Annotated in this window: 19 protein-coding genes and 1 tRNA gene; 5 read left to right on the top strand and 15 right to left on the bottom strand. The window is 53.6% G+C overall.

Going from position 1 to position 20,115, the window contains the following annotated elements; translation table 11 throughout:
• Nucleotides 1-54 precede the first annotated feature (54 nt).
• Nucleotides 55-128 (bottom strand) — tRNA-Gly (locus tag PSTEL_RS07180).
• A gap of 70 nt (nt 129-198) precedes the next feature.
• Nucleotides 199-2,325, bottom strand: a complete 2,127-nt coding sequence (locus tag PSTEL_RS07175) for a putative bifunctional diguanylate cyclase/phosphodiesterase (protein WP_038694438.1) — start codon at nt 2,323-2,325, stop codon at nt 199-201.
• Nucleotides 2,326-2,647: 322 nt separating this feature from the next.
• Here PSTEL_RS07175 and PSTEL_RS07170 point away from each other — a divergent pair, with 322 nt between their 5' ends.
• From PSTEL_RS07170 to PSTEL_RS27860, 4 genes are all read left to right on the top strand, one after another.
• Nucleotides 2,648-2,866 carry a FeoA family protein gene (locus tag PSTEL_RS07170; RefSeq protein ID WP_052098251.1) on the top strand — a complete coding sequence of 73 codons (219 nt, stop codon included), beginning with the start codon at nt 2,648-2,650 and terminating at the stop codon, nt 2,864-2,866.
• Nucleotides 2,863-4,875, top strand: coding sequence for a ferrous iron transport protein B (gene feoB / locus PSTEL_RS07165; RefSeq protein WP_038694436.1), 2,013 nt, complete (start codon nt 2,863-2,865; stop codon nt 4,873-4,875). Before PSTEL_RS07170 ends, feoB begins: the two co-directional genes overlap by 4 nt.
• Nucleotides 4,876-4,914: 39 nt before the next feature.
• Nucleotides 4,915-5,136, top strand: coding sequence for a FeoB-associated Cys-rich membrane protein (locus PSTEL_RS07160; protein ID WP_038694435.1), 222 nt, complete (start codon nt 4,915-4,917; stop codon nt 5,134-5,136).
• 84 nt (nt 5,137-5,220) lie between these two features.
• Entirely contained in the window at nt 5,221-5,370 is a 150-nt protein-coding gene (locus tag PSTEL_RS27860) for a hypothetical protein (protein WP_169744544.1), read from the top strand.
• A 115-nt stretch (nt 5,371-5,485) separates the two neighbouring features.
• Here PSTEL_RS27860 and PSTEL_RS07155 read toward each other — a convergent pair whose 3' ends face one another.
• The 4 genes from PSTEL_RS07155 to leuB all read right to left on the bottom strand — a co-directional run bounded on the left by PSTEL_RS07155 (nt 5,486) and on the right by leuB (nt 9,550).
• Nucleotides 5,486-6,601: an ATP-binding protein gene (locus PSTEL_RS07155; protein WP_038694434.1), complete on the bottom strand. Its 1,116-nt coding sequence runs from the start codon at nt 6,599-6,601 to the stop codon at nt 5,486-5,488.
• A gap of 386 nt (nt 6,602-6,987) precedes the next feature.
• Entirely contained in the window at nt 6,988-7,395 is a 408-nt protein-coding gene (locus tag PSTEL_RS07150; protein WP_038694433.1) for a hypothetical protein, read from the bottom strand.
• A gap of 242 nt (nt 7,396-7,637) precedes the next feature.
• Entirely contained in the window at nt 7,638-8,177 is a 540-nt protein-coding gene (locus PSTEL_RS07145) for a peroxiredoxin (protein WP_038694432.1), read from the bottom strand.
• Between the two features lie 293 nt (nt 8,178-8,470).
• Nucleotides 8,471-9,550: a 3-isopropylmalate dehydrogenase gene (gene leuB / locus PSTEL_RS07140; protein WP_038694431.1), complete on the bottom strand. Its 1,080-nt coding sequence runs from the start codon at nt 9,548-9,550 to the stop codon at nt 8,471-8,473.
• Between the two features lie 577 nt (nt 9,551-10,127).
• On the opposite strand from leuB, the gene PSTEL_RS07135 reads away from it, so the two are divergent.
• Nucleotides 10,128-11,108 (top strand): aldo/keto reductase, encoded by a 981-nt coding sequence (locus PSTEL_RS07135; RefSeq protein ID WP_038694430.1) that lies wholly within the window; start codon nt 10,128-10,130, stop codon nt 11,106-11,108.
• A gap of 118 nt (nt 11,109-11,226) precedes the next feature.
• Here the strand turns inward: PSTEL_RS07135 and PSTEL_RS07130 are convergent, their stop codons facing one another.
• From PSTEL_RS07130 to ilvB, 9 genes are all read right to left on the bottom strand, one after another.
• Nucleotides 11,227-12,318 (bottom strand): DUF4097 family beta strand repeat-containing protein, encoded by a 1,092-nt coding sequence (locus PSTEL_RS07130; protein ID WP_038694429.1) that lies wholly within the window; start codon nt 12,316-12,318, stop codon nt 11,227-11,229.
• A gap of 20 nt (nt 12,319-12,338) precedes the next feature.
• Nucleotides 12,339-12,845 carry a hypothetical protein gene (locus PSTEL_RS26090; RefSeq protein ID WP_052098250.1) on the bottom strand — a complete coding sequence of 169 codons (507 nt, stop codon included), beginning with the start codon at nt 12,843-12,845 and terminating at the stop codon, nt 12,339-12,341.
• Between the two features lie 63 nt (nt 12,846-12,908).
• Nucleotides 12,909-13,379: a zf-HC2 domain-containing protein gene (locus PSTEL_RS07120; RefSeq protein WP_038694428.1), complete on the bottom strand. Its 471-nt coding sequence runs from the start codon at nt 13,377-13,379 to the stop codon at nt 12,909-12,911.
• Nucleotides 13,376-13,918: an RNA polymerase sigma factor gene (locus PSTEL_RS07115; RefSeq protein WP_281176781.1), complete on the bottom strand. Its 543-nt coding sequence runs from the start codon at nt 13,916-13,918 to the stop codon at nt 13,376-13,378. Before PSTEL_RS07115 ends, PSTEL_RS07120 begins: the two co-directional genes overlap by 4 nt.
• A 131-nt stretch (nt 13,919-14,049) precedes the next feature.
• Entirely contained in the window at nt 14,050-14,640 is a 591-nt protein-coding gene (locus PSTEL_RS07110; RefSeq protein ID WP_038694427.1) for an Ig-like domain-containing protein, read from the bottom strand.
• A 251-nt stretch (nt 14,641-14,891) separates the two neighbouring features.
• Complete coding sequence (locus PSTEL_RS07105; protein WP_038694426.1) at nt 14,892-16,433, bottom strand: 2-isopropylmalate synthase; 1,542 nt, start codon at nt 16,431-16,433, stop codon at nt 14,892-14,894.
• Nucleotides 16,434-16,577: 144 nt separating this feature from the next.
• On the bottom strand, nt 16,578-17,570 hold the full coding sequence (gene ilvC / locus PSTEL_RS07100; protein WP_038694425.1) for a ketol-acid reductoisomerase: 993 nt from the start codon (nt 17,568-17,570) through the stop codon (nt 16,578-16,580).
• Between the two features lie 281 nt (nt 17,571-17,851).
• Entirely contained in the window at nt 17,852-18,337 is a 486-nt protein-coding gene (gene ilvN / locus PSTEL_RS07095; RefSeq protein WP_038694424.1) for an acetolactate synthase small subunit, read from the bottom strand.
• Complete coding sequence (ilvB, locus tag PSTEL_RS07090) at nt 18,334-20,079, bottom strand: biosynthetic-type acetolactate synthase large subunit (RefSeq protein WP_038694423.1); 1,746 nt, start codon at nt 20,077-20,079, stop codon at nt 18,334-18,336. The genes ilvN and ilvB overlap by 4 nt, the downstream gene beginning before the upstream one ends.
• Nucleotides 20,080-20,115: the final 36 nt, after the last annotated feature.

Below are 20,115 nucleotides of genomic sequence, written 5' to 3'. Positions count from 1 at the left end.
CCTGCATATAAAAAATAAAACCCCTGCGGCTCAGGGGATGTTCTGACGTAAATTTGGAGCGGGTGATGGGAATCGAACCCACGCTATCAGCTTGGAAGGCTGAAGTTCTACCATTGAACTACACCCGCAATTTATTGAACATTTAACATTTTATCACTTCCGCACCGGGATGGCAATTCCAAATCCTGACGTGGTCAATCAGGAAGGCATGCCATACAGCGCGGACCGCAGAAACGCATTCTCAAACTCCTGTGCTTCAATCGGCTTGCTGAAGAAGTAGCCCTGCCCCTCATGACAGTGCTGCTGCCGGAGGAACTGCAGTTGATCTTCGTTCTCTACGCCCTCCGCCGTCACCTTCAGCTTCAGGTGGTGAGCCATGGAGGTAATGGTGGAGACGATGGCGGCGTTGTTGCTGTCCTCCAAAACCTCCGAAACGAATGAGCGGTCAATCTTCAAACGGTCAATCGGCATATTCTTCAAATAATGCAGCGAGCTGTAGCCTGTCCCGAAGTCGTCAATACTGATGTATACGCCGATGTCCTTGAGCCGCTGCAGCTGCTCGAACGCCTTTTCCTTGTCGAGAGTCATGCTCTCGGTAATTTCAAGATCGACAAAGCGGGGGTCGAGCCCGATCTCTTCCAGGAACTCCTCGATCTTACCTGCCAGATTGGGCTGCATAAATTGGCGCAGACTCAGGTTGACTGAGACGCAGATGGGACGGTAACCGGCATTCTGCCATTCCTTGTTCTGGCGGCATGCTGTCTTGAGCACCCACTCTCCAAGCGGTACGATCATACCGCTCTCTTCGGCGATCGGAATGAACTCAGCCGGCGATACAAGTCCTCTCTTCGGATGCTGCCATCTGAGCAAAGCTTCCATCCCGACAAGCTTCCGTGTCGAGAGCTGAATCTGCGGCTGATAGACGAGGTAGAATTCGTTCCGCTCGAGCGCGCGCCGCAGATCATTCTCCAGCTTCAGCTTTTCCTTCGCCTTCATCTGCATCAAAGGGGTGTAGCGGCGGATGTCCACGCCTTGCTCCTTGGCGCTGTGAACGGCAGTGTCGGCGTTCTGCACCATCTGTTCGGCGGTTTCGCCGTCTCCGGGGTAGATGCTGATCCCGAGGCTAAGCGAAATATGGTACTCGCTTGAATCAAGCTCGATAGGCTTGTCGAACATCTGCAGAAGCTCCCTGGACCGCGTCATGCAGCTCTCCACGCTGACCCGGTCGGTCATCAGGAAAGCAAATTCGTCGCCCCCCATGCTGAAGAGCTCTTCCCCATGAACAATATCCTCTCCAATCCGTAAGGCGACGGTTTGAAGCATGCTGTCACCGGCAACGTGGCCAAGTGAGTCATTAATGTTCTTGAAGTGATTGATATTGAGAACGGAAAGTGCCGAATATCCGCGCAGACTGGAAGCCGCATGCCGGGCGATCATTTCATCGACCTGCTGGAGCAGTCTTCGTCTGTTCGGAAGGCCTGTCAGGTCGTCATGATAAGCCAGATGGTTAATCTGTTCCTTAACCGCCCGTTCCTCGAAGAACGGTTCTTCGATCGTCAGCCGGTAGACGCCTTTCAGCATCAGATAGTAGGCTACGACGCAAGAGAAGGCTCCAAGCAGCAGATCAACAGCTCCCTGCTCCTCGCCCAGAATGTAGAAGGCCTGGCTGAGTGCCAGGAACACAAGCGATCGGATGACGATGAGCAGCGAGGAGGACTTCTCCACATTTCGGGGATATACGATGAACCCTATCGTGAGCAGATACAGCATCAGAGCCGCAACATTGAGAAACGTCCGGATTCCTCCGCCTGCATCGGAATTCAAGGCTTCAGAGAACATGTAAAATACCGATAAAGCCGCGGCCAGTGTTACGGCGGTCAGCAGAAGGGCTCTACGCAGCACGCTGTTCTTGGCCGATACGAGCGTGGAGGATACTTCTCCGCCGAAAATAAACAGAATGCCGAAGCTGCTGACGAGCCGGGACAGCGTGAGCAGCCAGAGCGATTGGTCGCGGCTGATCAGGTGGCTGATAAAAGGCGTGCCAACAAAGCCAAGAGTATGTAAAAGATCAAATACGCAGACTCCAAGAAACAGAGCTGAAGTGTACAGTCTGCCCTTGGACAGCTGGCTGGAGAATAATAGCCAGCCTTGCGCAAAAATGGCGAATCCAAGGGCGCTGGCGAGCCAGCCGGCGATTATATACAAAGCGGACATAGCCCCAATATCGCCCGCTCTATTCAGAGCGGGATGCAGGGTAAGAATAAGCAGGAACAGCACCGCACCGCCGGCTACCGTCCATACCGTTTTTTTCTGTTCACTTTTCATAAGCCCTCGCGTCTGATTTTTCGTATTTTTTTGATCATTCTTTTTTATCTCTACTAATAAATATCGGTATGGCTTCTTGATAAAGTTACAGCTATATTTATCAAACTTGTGATACGCGGACTACATCTTCCGGAAGAAGAAGTTCCAAATACCTAACAGCACCAAACTGAGCCTTGTTCCAGGGCTGGCAGTGCAGAAAATCCATGTGATGAAAATCACTGTAAATTTCGATGAAAAAGTGCTAAATTACAAAAAACGAAATGAGATTGATTATCAGTCTCCACCGGAGGGATTTAGGATGATTGCTTCAGTTTGTCAATTAATGCAACTGCAGATCGGTTCGAGCGGCTCCATTCAGGGAATTGAAGGAATGAATCCTATTCTTCAGCGGCGTCTGGCTGACCTCGGCGTCTCGGAAGGCTGCACAGTCTGTCTCAAAGGCAAAGGCCCATTCTTCGGACCTGTCATGCTGGAGTGCAACGGCCAGCTTCTGGCCATCCGGCGTAACGAAGCCTCCAAGATTACGGTGAACGTGTCATGAGTTCAATCGCACTTCTTGGAAATCCCAATACCGGTAAGACTTCTCTTTTTAATACACTGACTTCATCTTATGAATATGTAGGGAACTGGGCAGGCGTCACGGTGGAGAAGAAGGTCGGCGATCTGAAGAACGGGGCCGGCACGCTGATCGATCTGCCCGGCATCTACTCCCTTCATCCCCTCTCCCGCGACGAAGGCGTAGCTACCCAGTATTTGCTGGAGGAAGCTCCCGAAGCTCTTGTCAACATTGTGGATGCTTCCCAGCTTGAACGCAATCTGATGCTGACCGTTCAGCTTCTGGAGTATGGGAGGCCGACCCTAATCGGTCTAAATATGGTTGATGTCGCCAAATCCAGAGGCATTATCGTCGATCCCGAAGCCCTTCAGAGGCGGCTTGGCGTCACCGTGCTTCCACTGGTCGCCAGAACCGGGAAAGGCAGCTCGCAGGTGCTCAGCATGCTTGAGAACTCCGCTGATATCCCGCCCGTCACATTCCGGCTGGATTACGGGCCTGTAGTCGAACAAGCCGTATCCGCCATTGAACGCGAGCTGGGATCCATCCCCGGTCTACCCAATTCGCGCTGGGTTGCGCTGCAATTTCTGGAGCAGAACCCGGTCATCTCACAAGTCCTTACTGGTAAAAGTGATCTTCAAAAGCTGACAGCCATCCGAAATTCTTGTCAGAGCGAACTGCAGATCAAGAAGCTAGCTCTTACCCTTCCGCAGTGGATCCGCTCCATCCGCACTCAATATATTCGGAATCTGTGCCAAGATGCACTGGATGCGTCAGGCATCAAGCCGCATAATCTCACAGAGCGCTTGGACATCGTTCTCACCAACCGATATCTGGGACTGCCTATATTTTTAGCATTTATGTACGTGCTGTTCAAAACGACCTTCGAATGGGTGGGAGCGCCGCTCTCCGATCTGCTCGACGGCCTTATTTCAGGCCCGATTAGCAGCGGAGCGACCTCGCTTCTGGATTCCATTGGGGCTTCCGACTTCTTACATGCCTTGATTGTCGACGGCATCATCGGCGGGGTCGGCGGAGTTATTGTCTTTGTGCCACAGATCTTTATCCTCTTCCTGATCATTTCTTTCGTGGAAGATTCGGGATATATGGCCCGTGTCAGTCTCGTTATGGACAGCATCATGGAACGGATGGGGCTGAACGGCAAAGCGTTTATCCCTTTCATTATCGGCTTCGGCTGTAATGTGCCCGCCATCATGGCCGCACGCAGCATTGAGCAGCCCAAAGACCGGATGTTAACCACTCTTCTGCTGCCGCTTATGTCCTGTTCCGCCCGGCTTCCGGTATATCTGCTCTTCGCCGCCGTATTCTTCCCTGCCAACCAGGCCGCGGTGATCATGACGATGTACGCCTTGGGAATCGTGTTCGCGCTTCTGCTGTGCAAGCTGTTCTCGAAATATTTGTTCAAGAACGAGTCTTCCGTATTCGTGATTGAGCTTCCGCCTTACCGGATGCCGCAGCTCAAATCGCTGTCCCGCAGCACCTGGGAGAAGGGTAAAGGCTTTCTTCGCAAAGCGGGCACCATTATTTTGGCAGGCTCGGTTATCATTTGGATCATGTCCTATGTCGGTCCGAGTGGAGTTAACGTCGATATGGACCACAGCTTCCTCGCCAAATTCGGCGGTTTGATCGCTCCTCTGCTTCAGCCGCTCGGCTTCGGGTTCTGGCAGGCGGGCTCCACGCTCGTACCTGGATTCCTGGCGAAAGAAGTTGTCGTATCAACGATGAGCATCATTTACAACACCCAGGAGGGCGCTAGTCTGAATGCGCTGATCTCCCAGATGTTCACGCCACTAAGCTCGGTAAGCTTCATGGTCTTCATTCTGCTGTACACCCCTTGCCTGGCTACGGTTGGCGTTATTAAGAAAGAGACAGCTTCCTGGAAATGGACCCTGTTCTCCATCGGATATGCCGTTGCACTGGCCTACATCGTTAGCCTGGTCATTTATCAGGGAGGACGTCTGCTGGGCTTCGCCTGATTCCATCATGTCTTCATACGCGAAAGTGAGGTAACCAAGATGAACATATTGGTTAATGTATTGATCGCTGCCGCTATCTTCGGCTATTCAGGCTGGACTATTTACCGGCATGTTCAAAAAGGCAAGAAGGGCGCCTGCGCAGGCTGCGACAAAGGAAAGAGCTGCTCGGCCGCTTCCATGAATTCACCGCTGTCCTGCTGCGGAACCCAGGAGAATCCGCCATCCGGCATTCTGAAGCACAGCGGGCATTCTGGTATTTAATTAATGGTTTAACTCCCTCGGAAGGCGGGTATGTTTCTAATAAGCAACCGCATCTCGACTGACAATATCAGGGAGGTATGCATCATGAATACGAGAAAAACGTTATTGACCACACTGGCACTCGGAGCGGCTTATCTGCTGAAGAACAAGGATGTCCGCACGAAATTGAGAAATGGAGTGCAGTCCTTTACCGACCAAGTCAAAGCGAAAAGAACCACGGGCCGTTCGCTCTAATCCCCGGTCCTGCCGATCTTATATCCTTATTCGTATCAAAAAGGCTGTGCGCTCTCCGTGAGCTGCACAGCCTTTTTGATGTGGGTCCGGCATTAGGGTACTCATAAGGGTTAAATCAAGCCTTGTAGCTTGTTGTCAGAGGGAGAGAAACGATAAAGCATGTTCCCTCGTTAAGCCGGCTGGTGACGGAGATATGTCCGCCATGATTCTTGATAATCCGGTCGCTGACGGACAGCCCAAGGCCCGTTCCATTCTCCTTGGTCGTGAAGAACTGGTGGAACAGCCGGCTCAGGGTGCAGGTATCCATGCCTTTCCCATTGTCAGCGACGGAGATCCGTACTTCATTGCCGTCTCTGTCCGCACTTAGCTCAATCCGGCCCATTGTGCCATCCACACGGTCGGTAATGGCCTCAAGCGAGTTGCGGATCATGTTGATAAGCACCTGCTTGATCTGCTTCACATCGGCGTAGAGGCAGAGGTCTCCGGCAACGCCAGTAAGCTCAATCTGGCCTCCCTTCATCAGCACCTCGCTCTCGGTAAGCAGAATCACTTCCTTCAGCAAATCTGAAACGGTAATCAGTGAAGCCTGGGGTGATGAGGGTTTGGACGATGACAGAAACTCGTGAATTATATCATTGGCACGATCAATTTCCGCCAGGATAATTTTGGCGTACTCTTCTTTGCCAAGACCTTGAAGGTGAGGACGCAGCAGTTGAATAAAACCGCGGATCGCGGTCAGCGGATTGCGAATCTCATGGGCAATCGACGCGGATAATTTGCCAAGCATGGCCAGGTTATCGTTCTGGTACGCGGTCCGCTCAATCTGCTTGTACTCGGAAATCTCTTTAATAAGAAACAAGTAGCTGCCGTTCATCTCCGGTCCATAAGACGCGGATACCTGCCAGTACCGGCCGTATTCATCCGAAAACTCATGAGCCCGTCTGCCTTTGTACACCGTCTCCCGGTACAGACGGAGCAGTTGCTTTCTCTTCTGACGGCTTAAAACCGGATGAGTCAGCAAAAAAACCAAAGAACGTCCTGCCAAAGAATAGTGCTGAAGTTCGAGCATCCCATATGCGCGAGCGTTTGCGAAAGTAAGAATCCCGTCCTCATCAAATAACATCACGCCACTGTCAATATGCTCCAGAACATTCTCGTATGTACGGTCCAGAAGCCCGGCCTGGAACGGTCGCGCTGTTAGTAGCCGGCTTTCCTGAATTTCATGTAACACGATGTGAAGTTCCCCCTTCAACTGAAATGGACGAAGCAGGACAACCAAACGTACATGTATCTACGACCTCTTCCTTGATGAACCGGTCTTATAACCTATGTAGGGAAGCCGCAAATGAATTCGGCAAACGCTTTATTTAGTTATTGGATGCATCTACTCATATTCCAATCATATCCTATTGCAGCCATATACGCAACCGGATATACTGTCGAATGCATAAAAAAAAGGAAAATGATTCTAAAGGTATGCCCGTTTGGGCGTAACGAGCGGTTTTTTGTCGAATTAGAGAGACGAAAACGCTATCAAAAATCGCTAAATAGGCTACAAAAAAGACCCCTGCATCACGCCGAGGCCCTTTACCGATAAATGAGTTCGAGCATTGTCTTCTATGCTTTCTGCTGAAGGCGATGACGCCGCTGGCTCATTACTGCAAGCCGTTTTTTCAGCTCTCTCTCCCATTTGGTATCACCGATCTGTTTCGCTACCGCCAGCAGGTCAAGTGACATATCAATCTGACTGCGAATTACGGACAGCACATCTTCGCTCTCCATATTGACGACATTTTCGAAGATCGCCTCTTCGTCTTCCATTACATAATCCTGGAAGTCAACATCCGTTACGCCATCTCCATGAGCATACTCGGCCAAAATTTCATATTCATTCTCGACCTTGTAATGAACCTCGACCCGATGGCATACCGGGCAAAAAAGCAGGGGAACATTATGGACTTGGGTGCGATAATGCTTCAGTGTTCCCTTGGTACCTACCATACTCGCTCCGCAACAAAAACTCATGATTGTTCACCCTCCTTAGGTCACTTCCGGCGTATCATTTATTTTCGCCTTTACTTATTATATTTGACAGAGACAGCTGAAATCCCTGCCGATTTAAGGTTTATATTAACCTTTTCGCCCATTTTCAAACGTCAACAGGATTAGTACCTGTCCGGGTGCAAAAAGCCTCCTTAACCGGATGCAAATCCGGAAGGAGGCTTTCATTACCTTCTCAAAGAGCCATGGCCGGACAAATCTGCAACTTACAGGTTCTTGTCGCCAGGTTTCCAGTTCATTGGGCACAGACCGCCCGATTGCAGAGCCTGCAGCACACGAAGGGTTTCTTCTACGCTGCGGCCTACGTCGTTATGGTTAACGACCTGATATTTCAGTTCGCCTTCCGGATCGATGATGAAGAGACCGCGGAGCGCGACGCCTTCTTCTTCGATCAGCACGCCGTAATCGGCTGCAACCTTCTTCGTGATGTCGGAAGCGAGCGGGAAGTTGATTTGACCAAGGCCGCCAACTTCTTTGGATGCGTTGATCCAGGCTTTGTGGCTGTGGATGGAGTCCACGCTGACGCCCAGAATTTCAGTGTCCAGCTCTGTGAATTGATCGGCCGCTTCACTCAGAGCTGTGATTTCAGTCGGGCACACGAAAGTGAAATCCAGAGGATAGAAGAAGAATACCAGCCATTTGCCGCGATAGTCGGACAAGCTGACCTTGCCGAATTCCTTACCGTCCCCTGTTGCGGTCTCCATGGTGAAATCTGGAGCCGGTTTGCCTACCAAACGTTCTGCCATTGCTAAAATCCTCCTTTGATTATGTAAGAAAAACGTTCGCCGGACCCTGCCAGATGCAGAGCTCAGTCAATGTCTTTCTTGATTATTATGGATGTGCGTACCTGTCGGTTGCTACAAACCAAATGGTATCATCGTACAAAATCAAAGTCAATATTACAGTCATTATTTTTTTATAATAATTATAAATAAGCAGAATTTTGTGACAACCGTTTCATTTCGCCTGCTTAGGGGTATCCCAAGCGCAGTGTCTCCGCTGATCCATTCCGAACTAAATCACTCTTAGTATCGCCTAATTATTTGCGGATAGCAGCTACGATGCGGTCGCCCATTTCGCTCGTGCTGAGCGCCTGGCTCTTGTCAACGGCAATATCGCTTGTCCGGTATCCGGCATCCAGAACCTCGGCAACTGCCGCTTCGATGGCATCGGCTGCATCCTCGTAGCCGAACGTCAGACGGAACATGAGCGCTACGGACAGAATCGTCGCGATCGGGTTCGCCAGTCCTTGGCCGGCAATGTCAGGTGCAGAGCCGTGTACCGGCTCATAGAGGCCGTAGCTGCCTTCACCGAGGGACGCGGAAGCCAGCATGCCGATAGAACCCGTCAGCATGGCGGCCTCGTCGCTCAGAATGTCGCCGAACATATTCTCGGTAACGATAACGTCAAAGCTCGACGGACGGCGAAGCAGCTGCATGGCGCAGTTGTCGACCAGCACATGCTCCAGCTCCACTTCCGGATATTCGGGAGCGATGCGGATGACCACTTCGCGCCAGAGACGGGAAGTCTCCAGTACGTTCGCCTTGTCTACGGAAGCCAGCTTCTTGCGGCGTTTGCCCGCGATCTCAAAGGCCTGGCGGACAATACGCTCTACCTCCGTCACGTTGTATACGCAGGTGTCGACGGCTTCTTCGCCCTGCTTGCCCTGACGGCGAAGCTTGTCCCCGAAGTAGATGCCCCCCGTAAGCTCGCGCACAACCATCAGATCGGTGCCTTCCAGCACTTCAGGCTTCAGCGTGGAGGCTTCCTTCAAGCAATCGAACACGACCGCCGGACGGAGGTTCGAGAACAGGCCGAGAGCCTTGCGGATTCCGAGAAGTCCAGTCTCCGGACGCAGCTCCTTCGGATTGTTGTCCCATTGAGGACCGCCTACAGCACCGAGCAGAACGGCATCCGCGCTCTTACAGATTGCGAGCGTATCCTCCGGCAGCGGGGTTCCTTTCTTATCAATTGCAATACCGCCGAACAGCGCATGCTCGGTTTCGAACTTGTAGCCGAATACCTCCTCGGTAACTTTCAGCACCTTCTCGGCTTCCGCCACAACTTCCGGACCGATTCCGTCGCCTGCAATTACGGCGATCTTCTTCACTTCACTCATCTTCGTCACTCCTCAGGTTGGTTCCGCATCACGTGCGGACATAGTTCTTCTGTATACTGTTGTAACATACCCTGTTCAAAAGGACAAAGATATGGAATCTATCATATTAATAGGATTAGCCTATAAGCAGAGATTGAAGCAAGGGGCGATGCAGCAAGATGTGTTTTTCCGCTTGACGCCGATTGGTTATGGAATGAGAAAATCCGAATTCACTCTATAGACAAATGAACAATCAGGCATTTGCACCCTGTGTATACTATCCTATATCCGGTAAAGGAGGCGCTGAAAAATGACATTTTGCCCTGACTGTCCGACTCAGACTGTTGTTGATCCGCCTCTAACTCTTATCCTTGAGTGAAAAGGAGAGGTGGTTGTGCTTCATTGTCAGCCCTTCTCCTGAATTTTCCGCCGAGCCATTTCCCGTCACGATCATTCTGATGCTACATTTGCCTCCGAAGCCTCTTACATATTGCCCTGCCTGCAGCCGGCAAATTGCATTCACTTTCGAACTCATTTAGAATATGTACGCAAGCGTTTTCCATATCCAATATTCTTCATTCCGGGGAGTGATCGAAAGGTGCAGTACAGAAATCTTGGCAAGTCGGGCTTGAAGGTCAGCCGTATCTGTCTTGGCACAATGAATTTCGGACCGCTGACGGATGAGCAAGAAGCCTACCGCATTATGGATGCCGCGCTGGATGCGGGGATCAACTTTTTTGACACGGCGAACATTTATGGCTGGGGAGAACATTCCGGCCTGACGGAGAGCATTATCGGCCGCTGGTTCCAGCAGGGCGGCGGACGGCGTGAAAAGGTCGTACTCGCCACCAAAGTATACGGTGCGATGAACGACAAGCTGGACGGGCCCAACGACGACCGCGGCCTCTCCTCCTACAAAATCCGCCGGCATCTGGACGCCTCTCTCAAACGCCTGCAGACGGATCATATCGAACTCTATCAAATGCATCATGTGGACCGCAGCGTTTCCTGGGAAGAACTGTGGGGCGCTTTTGAACTGGCTGTCAGCCAGGGTAAAATCGGCTATGTCGGCTCCAGCAACTTCGCAGGCTGGGATATTGCGGTCGCCCAGGGCGAAGCGAAGGCACGCGGATTCCTCGGCCTTGTCTCGGAGCAGCACAAGTACAGCCTGACCTGCCGCCTGCCCGAGCTTGAAGTGCTGCCGGCCTCGCAGAGCCTCGGACTCGGTGTTATTCCGTGGAGTCCGCTTGACGGCGGCTTGCTGGGACGCAATGCGCTGAAGAAGATAGAAGGCAGCCGCAGCGGCGGCAATACGGAGCGCGTCGAGCAGCACAAGAACCAGCTGGAGCAGTTCGCCAAGCTGTGTCTGGAGCTCGGAGAACCGCAGGACAATGTGGCGCTCGCCTGGCTGCTGGCCAATCCGGCTGTTACCGCGCCGATCATCGGACCGCGGACGCTGGAGCAGTTCGAAAGCTCCCTGCGCTGCCTTGAAGTGAAGCTGGACGAGCAGGTCCTGGCAAGGCTTGACGAGATTTTCCCGGGGCCTGGCGGCGAAGCGCCGAAGGCTTATGCCTGGTAATCGCGCCGCCTAGAGTCCGGAACAACCAAAGCCGTACCATCCGGTGATCAACCGGAGGTACGGCTTGTATGATTGTTCGAATATTGCGAAATGATGAATGTCAGGTCGAGTCTGTTTCTTACTCCTCCACATCCGCCGTGACACTGCCGTTACTCGTGTTGAGCTTCACGGTATGCGTACCTCCGCCAATCGTCGCGGTTCCGTGGTCGTCCCCTTCCTTCTGCCAGTCCACGCTGCCTTTCATGGAGCCGTTGCTGGTATCCGCGATAATTCGGGCGTCCGAATTCTTGGGCACCGTTACCGTAACGGCGCCGTTACTGGATTTACAATCCCAATCTCCTGAAATGCCGGAGTGGATGACGATCTTGCCGTTGCTGCTCTTCGCGTGCACCTTGCCTCCCACATCCTCCAGCGTGATCGCGCCGTTCGAGCTTGTCACCGAAGCCCCTCCGTCCACCTGCTGAAGCAGTATGGCGCCGTTGCTGGAGCCCGCTTCCACGCCTCCCTGAATATCCTTCATCTCGATTCTTCCGTTCGAAGTATCAGCCTTCACCCCAGCCTGCAGATCGGACACATTCAGCGCTCCATCGGATGTATGGATGGTTACTTCAAGATTCGAAGGCAGACTTACATTCAGATAGGGCGAGCTGAAATTCAGCCCGATCGTGATATTGGAGAGCCAATTGCTCTCGGATGGAAGTTCAAGGGTCACTGTATCCCCTACTTCCGTCGCCCGCCAGTTCTTGTTCAGCGTCTGCTGGCTTTCCTCCTTGGTTTTGCCCAGTGCCATGAGACTGCCGTCGTATTTCAGCACACCGCCATCATTTCCGTTGACGGTCACTTTGCCGCCGGGGATGGAGATAATCACCTTTTTGACGGTATCCTTGATCGGCACCTCGCCCTCAATGGCTGCCAGGTGGCTCCGTCCCAGCAGCGAGCCAAATGTTCCGCCTGCCAGAACGGATTGTCCCGCGCTGACGCATCCCAATACGACAATCAGCACGATGGCCCAGCCGCTGGTCCGGCTCTTCGTCTCGCTTCGCCCAAGCAGCCGCAGCAGCATTTCGAGACCGAGCATAATAAGCAGAGCCGGCCACAGATAACCGAGCACCTCATAGGTAAGAACGCCGACCTGGGCCAGCGCCAAAATCACCCCAAGCGCAATGCAGCCGAGCGCTGCCGTTAAACTTCCGATTTTCCATCTGCCCATAATCGATCACTTCCCCGTTTCTACGCCTTCTTATTCTTCTTGAGCATGTGGTAGCCATAGCCGATCAGACCCAGCGACAGCAGAATCGTGCCGATGTTGATCTCAGTAAGCAGCCGCCACAGATCGGGGAACGCCGTAATCAGCAGGAGCAGGAAACCTGCGAGGATACAGGCGCCTCCCACCCAGGCCGAATCCAGATCATCCTTCGGATAATCAGGCATATGCGGCATGGACAGGGGCGGCCACGGCAGGTCACCGCCATACATATCCTGGCTGTACATCATCCGGTCGTATTCCGCAGCGGCCATCTTGTTCCATGTCGCCCTCTGCAAGGCGTCGAACAGCTGGTAGAACCACAGCGCCGCCAAGGCGAAAGGAAAGACCGACGGCATCGAAGGGATGAAGATGATGCAGATAAAGGCGCCGATCATAAACTGCAGGCCCTGCTTCTTGAAACCCAGATACAGATGCCCGACTCCGGGCGCCATAGCCAGCATAAAGGTAAGCCAGCGTTTCTTCTTGATCATGTAAGTTCCTCCCGAATACATGTAAATAGATTCACCCGGATATTGTGCCGGAGCTTTCACTCGTCATTTGCCATGAGGCTGATTGCCTGAAGTGCTGAAGAATTCCGTAACCGAGGTTGACATATGGCCGTTCATTTCCGACAAGCCGTAACCCAGATGCTCGAATACGCCGAATTGAACAAGCACGAAGGTAAGACAGGCAGCAAGCCCGTAATGCAGCCATGAGGTTCTGACCTGAAAGCGTCTGCCCGTAACCTGCGGCTTCGCTTCGGCATCCCTCCTGCGGGCATCCAGCCTCTCGATTTCGGCCATGACCGGTATGGCGAGATCGGGAATCTCTTCGCTCTGTGCCGAGTGCATGCCGAAATCCGGCTCCATCTCTTTCCAGAGCGCCTCCATCTCCCGGACTTCCTCCAGCCACCGCGCACAGGCGGGACATGATCCGAGATGGCGCGTAACTTCACGCGTCTCCAGGGGAGACAAGCTGCCTTGTAAATACCAGGGAAGCCATTCCATTATCTGTTCGCATCTCATTCCCACATCTCCCCTTTCCTTCGCATCATCTGTCTGGCGCGGTACAGCTGGGATTCTACGGTCTTGACCGACACGCCCCTGGCTTCCGCTATTTGCTGATAAGACTGCTGATTGAAGTAGTACAGCTGCACGACCGACCGGTACGGTTCGGCAAGACTGTTCACACTCTGGCCCAGCTCTTCGGAGGCCTCTTTGCGCAGCACATCGTGCTCCGGCGTCCTGGAGGTGACATAATCATTCTCCGTGACATCCGCCGAGGTGCGGTGGCGCCATTCCCTGTCATTCGACCTTTTGTAATCGAGACAGGTACGATAGGCAATCCGATACAGCCATGTAGAGAACGAGGATTGTCCTCGGAAGGAGGGGAGCGCCTTGTAAGCCTTTATGAACACTTCCTGGGCCATATCTTTGGCCGACTCGGATTCTCCTGTAATTTTGACGCAAACCCGGTATACCATCCCCTGATAGCGCGTCACTAAATGCGCAAAGGCTTGACGGTCGCCGCTCAGCACGGCAGATACCCATTCCGCTTCTTCCAGCTTTCTCCCCTCCCCCTCTATATATCATTTGACGAACGAATTGAGTTTTACCCTGCAACAAAAATGAATAACCTTCGTCCCATATCTTACAGGAAAAAAAGTCCGTACGGATAAACGGATATGATCCATTTTCAAGAAACTTGCGATGCCTTATTTGAAAAATGGACCGGTATGGCGATATAAATGGCCGGCTTGAAAAACAGCGTTACGTTGCAGTTCCCTCCATTGAACGGAAACACGACGGTCTGCTCTGAGGAGCCTACGATAACCTGCTTGTCAAATTCCGTCTGAAGGGTCAGCGTGCCATGAACCGGATCATGCGTTTCCATATAATTGTTGAACGTCATGACCACTTCATGTGTGGCTGCAATGGCCGTAAAATTGCCGACACTTATCCCCTCAAAGGTCAGCGGTCCTTGGACATCATTGTACATTTTGAACGCGTCGGGGAGCTTGAATGTGTAGGTGTCCCCGCTTTGATACTTGGGTGTGGAAGGAAGCTCCCAGGTGTAGTCCAATTGAACCTTGGAGCCTTGCTCGTACACTGCATCCGTGACTGTATTTCCGTTCTTGTCATAGACAGCCATGGAGACACTCGTAATGATATTTCGATCTTGATCGATTTGCGCAGCTTCCGCACGCGGTGTCGAGCCAAATCCATAGGCCAACTGGGTGACAAACAGCAGAAATATCAGAATCTTTGCCATATTCTTTTTACGCATCGGCCTTAAGTACCTCCGTTGTTGGTTAGATGGTGGTGTTAAAATGGAATATCCCATGATTCCCTCCTCTCTCTCCTGACTACTCTAGCCCATCCACCTCAACAATTTCTGAACAAGACCGACCCTCGTGGTGCACTCAGACCTATTTTCCTGAAAAAAAAGAACTGCCGCGCCGCCGGATACATCCGGTCATGCGCAGCAGTCCTTGAACAACACCTTGCCTGTAACGAATATACAGGCCAGGTTATGAGTTATAGATGAGCGTTCTCACGCTTCGTATACGTCTTCCGCTTCTCGATCAGCTTGTTCAGCGCGTCCAGGTACGCCCGGGCACTGGCTTCCAGAATATCGGTGCTGAGTCCTCTGCCCGCCGCGGCTACAATGCCTTGGGACAGGATGACATGCACCTCGCCCTGGGCATCCTTGCCCTGGCTGACGGATTTGATGGAATAGTCGTCCAGCTTGACTTCCTCGCCCGTCGCCTGGTCGATGGCGTTGTAAATGGCGTCTACCGAGCCATTGCCCTCGGCCACGGCGACAATCGGCTCCTCCGGAGGGCCATTCAGCACCAGCTTCGCCGTAGGCGTCGCCTCATTGCCGTAGGTGACATAGAGCGTGCGCAGGCTGAAGACCTCAGGTGTGTTGACCAGCCGTTCTTCCAGCAGCGCCAGAATGTCCTCATCGGACACTTCCTTCTTCTTGTCGGCCAGATCCTTGAATTTGGCGAATGCCGCGTTCAGTTCATCTTCCGGCAGATCATAACCAAGATCGCTCAGCTTGTCGCGGAATGCGTGGCGTCCGGAATGCTTGCCGAGCACCAGCTTGCTCTCCTTCAGCCCAATCGTCTCCGGCGTCATGATCTCGTACGTCGTCTTCTCCTTCAGCATGCCGTCCTGGTGAATGCCGGACTCATGCGCGAAAGCGTTGGCGCCGACGATCGCCTTGTTCCCCGGCACGACCATGCCGGTCAGCTTGCTGACGAGGCGGCTGGTGCGGGAAATTTCCGACAGCACCAGACCCGTCTTGGCGCCGAAAAATTCGCTCCGCGTCTCAAGGGCCATGGCGACTTCCTCGATCGCCGTATTTCCCGCGCGCTCGCCGATCCCGTTGATCGTGCCCTCGATCTGATCCGCTCCGTTCTGAATGGCCGCCAGCGTGTTGGCCGTCGCCATTCCGAGATCATTGTGGCAGTGCGCGCTGAGCTGCACGCGGTCGATATCGGGAACATTCTCTTTCAGGTATTTAAAGATCGCGCCATATTCGGAAGGGTTCAGATAACCTACTGTATCCGGAATATTGACGACATTCGCGCCCTCGCGGATCGCCATCGCGACGACTTCGGCCATGAAATCCAGCTCGGTCCGGCCGGCATCCTCCAGCGAGAACTCCAGCTTCGAGAAGTATTTCTTGGCATAACGAATCGCGGCCTGGGCCGTCTCCAGCACCTGCGCCTTCTCCATCCGCAGCTTGTGCTGGCGGTGAATCGGCGAGGTCGCGAGGAACAGATGGATGCAGGGGTCCTGTGCACCCTTCAACGCTTCGCGGACGGCGTCGATATCGCTCTCCCGCGACCTGGAAAGGCCAATAACCGTAACGTTCTTGACCGCCCTGGCGACCGCGTCCACCGCAGCCAGATCGCCCGGCGATGCCGCGGGAAACCCGGCCTCCATCCGGTCGATTCCCAGCTTCTCCAGCTGGTAGGCGATCTCCAGCTTCTCGCGAGTGTTCAGGTTAACGCCGGGGGACTGTTCGCCGTCACGCAGCGTCGTATCGAACACATATATTTTCCGCATGCCGGGCACCTCCTTGTACTTGTAATCTGCAAACACTCCAAATGCGGCCCGCATTCTCGCGGAGCCGCACCTGAAGATGTACTGCTTATAAATTGAAACAAGATACTATATGAAGAGAATTCTTAAGTCAGGCTTATGTGCTGCTTATTTCTTGATCCAGGCCATCATTTCACGCAGCTGTCCGCCAACCACTTCGATCGGATGAGCAGCTTCGTTGCGGCGGGTAGCCGTCAGGAAAGCGCGGCCCGACTGGTTCTCCAGGATGAAGTCGCGGGCGAATTTACCCTGCTGGATGTCGCTCAGAACAGCCTTCATCGCCTTCTTCGTCTCATCGGTTACAACGCGCGGTCCGGTTACATAGTCACCATATTCAGCCGTGTTGCTGATGGAATCGCGCATTTTCGCCATGCCGCCTTCATAGATCAGGTCGACGATCAGCTTCATTTCATGCAGGCACTCGAAGTAAGCCATTTCCGGAGCGTATCCAGCTTCAACCAGCGTCTCGAAGCCCGCTTTGATCAGGGCGGTTACGCCGCCGCACAGTACGGCTTGTTCACCGAACAGGTCGGTTTCGGTCTCTTCGCGGAAGGAAGTCTCGATAACTCCTGCGCGGGTACAGCCGATGCCCTTGGCATAAGCCAGGCCGATTGCTTTGGCATTGCCAGTAGCGTCCTGCTCGATTGCGATCAGGCCGGGAACGCCGAAGCCTTCTTCATAAGTGCGGCGCACCATATGGCCCGGGGATTTTGGAGCAACCAGCAGCACGTCGGAATCCTTCGGAGCCACGATCTGGCCGAAGTGAACGTTGAAGCCGTGGGAGAACATCAGAGCCGCGCCCTTCTTCAGGTTCGGTTCGATTTCGTTCTTATATACGGCAGCCTGTGTTTCGTCAGGCATCAGAATCTGTACCACATCCGCACGGGATACCGCTTCGGAGACCGGCAGCACTTCAAAGCCGTCGTTCTTCGCGGTCTGGAAGGACTTGCCTTCGCGGAGACCGATAATGACCTGCAGTCCGCTGTCGCGCAGGTTCTGTGCCTGGGCATGCCCTTGGCTGCCGTAACCGATAACCGCGATCGTTTTACCTTTTAATACGCTAAGATCTCCATCCTGCTCGTAGTACGTTGTTACTGCCATTGTCAAAATCCTCCTTTTATTTGGAACCCGGATAAAGAGCGGGTGCTTCAGGAGAAGAACAATATCCTGTTCTCCTCCTCAAGGCCCCGCTCTTCGAAACGGGAACCCCTTCGTGAAATTATTATACCGTGTATCAGGCCTCTAGTTATAGCGCCAAAAAGCAGTAATTCGTTAAAGCCGTAAATTAAAGGGCTGCCGGTTCAAAATCCCGCTTCAGGCGGCTCTCATCGGGAGCATCCTCAAGGTTTTCAATATTTTCCTTCTTATAAGCTTACGCTGCCTTATACGTTGCCGCGGATCATGGCCGTCACGCCGGTGCGGGACAGCTCCCGGATACCGTAAGGCTTCAGCAGCTCGATCATTGCGTCGATCTTCTGCGTATCCCCGACAACCTGCACCAGCAGGCTGGTGCTGCCAATATCGACGACGGACGCGCGGAACGTCTCGACAACACCCATGATTTCCGGCCTTTCCGATGGATCGGCCTTCACCTTGATCAGCGCAAGCTCGCGTGCAACCATCGGCTTGGAGCTGAGATCCACCACCTTGATAACATCGATCAGCTTGTAGAGCTGCTTCTCGATCTGTTCCAGCTGTTCTTCGTCACCCAGCGTGACGATGACCATCCGGGAGAGCCCTGTCTCCTCGGACTGGCCTACCGTAATGCTCTCAATATTAAAACCGCGCCGGCCGAACAGGCCGGACACCCGCTGAAGTACTCCGGGCTGGTCGTTGACCAGCACGGAAATGGTGTTTCTTGCCACTATTCTTCATCCCCCATCAGCATTTGATCGATGGTCGAGCCCTGGGTTACCATCGGGTAGACATTCTCGTCCTTCGAGACGAGGAATTCCACCAGCACCGGTCCCGGTGTATTCAGAGCTTCCTCCCAGGCCGTTCTTGCTTCTTCCTTAGTAGTGGCCCGGATTCCCTTCACGCCGTATGCTTCGGCCAGTTTCACAAAGTTCGGGCTGCCGGCGAGATCCGTGTAGCTGTAGCGCTTCTCGTAAATGAGATTTTGCCACTGGCGCACCATGCCGAGCACCTGGTTGTTGATTACAACGATTTTGATCGGAATATTATGGATGGCACAGATCGCCAGCTCCTGGGAACACATCTGCATGCCGCCGTCGCCGTTGATCGATACGACCAGCCGGTCCGGCTTGGCAAAATGGGCGCCGATGGCCGACGGGAAACCGAAGCCCATCGTTCCGAGTCCACCCGAGGTGATCCAGGACCGTGGCTGGTTGAACTTGTAGTACTGCGCAGCCCACATTTGATGCTGGCCGACGTCTGTCGTTACGATCGCTTCGCCTTTGGTCGTGTCATTGATCAGCTCGATGACCCATTGCGGCTTCAGCACGTCTTCCGTGTCGTTGTAGCGAAGCGGCTTCTCCGCCTTCCACTTGGAGAGCTGCTCTCTCCAGGCATCGGCCTTCGAAGCGCGGCCCACTTCCGGAATCAGCATTTCAAGCACGGTCTTGACATCGCCGACAATCGGAATGTCCGGCGTCACGTTCTTGCCGATCTCGGCCGGGTCAATGTCGATGTGGACGATCTTGGCGTGCGGTGCGAAGCCGTCCAGCTTGCCTGTCACCCGGTCATCGAACCGGGCGCCGATGTTGATCAGCAGATCGCACTGCTGAATCGCGTTGTTCGCGGCGTAGGTGCCGTGCATGCCCGGCATGCCCAGCCACAGCTCGTTGCCGCTCGGGAATGCGCCTAATCCAAGCAGCGTTGTCGTGATCGGAATCTCGGTCCGCTTCACGAATTCATACATCGCTTCATGCGCTCCGGAGTAGATGACGCCGCCGCCGGCGATAATGATCGGCCGCTCCGCTTCGGAGATGGCGCGAACCAGCTTGTCAAGCTGAAGCTTGTTCGGAACCGTGCGCGGGTTGTAGCCTCTCAGGTTCACGTTCTTAGCCGGCGTGAACAGCGTCTTCGCAGCGGATACGTCCTTCGGAATATCGATCAGCACCGGGCCTTTGCGTCCGGTGGACGCGATGTGGAAGGCCTCGTGGATAACCCGCGGCAGATCCTCCACGCTGCGAACCAGGTAGCTGTGCTTCGTTATCGGCATCGTAATGCCGGTAATATCCGCTTCCTGGAATGCGTCCGTGCCGATCAGGCTGGAGAAGACGTTGCCGGTAATTACTACCAGCGGGACCGAGTCCATATAAGCCGTCGCAATACCGGTGACCAGGTTCGTTGCGCCCGGACCGGAGGTGGCGATACAGACGCCTACCTTGCCGCTCGCTCTTGCGTAACCGTCCGCCGCATGAATGGCTCCCTGCTCATGCCGGGTCAGCACATGGTTGAAATCCGTAAATCCATAGAGCGCATCGTAAATATACAGAACGGCGCCGCCCGGATATCCGAACACGGTATCGACACCCTCCAGCACCAGGCTGCGGAGCAGAATTTCCGAGCCGGTAATCACTTCCGGCGTTTGCCATTTCTCCCGCAGCTCCTCAGTCGACCGTGCTTCCGGTATTTGCGTCATCATTCAGTCATCCTCCTTGCAATTTGTCAGTCTTCTATA

It is taken from the genome of Paenibacillus stellifer (genome assembly GCF_000758685.1).
In the GTDB taxonomy this organism is placed as follows: domain Bacteria; phylum Bacillota; class Bacilli; order Paenibacillales; family Paenibacillaceae; genus Paenibacillus_AQ; species Paenibacillus_AQ stellifer.
Note: the sequence above shows the minus strand (reverse complement) of the source record. Positions and strands in the feature narration are given on the sequence as shown.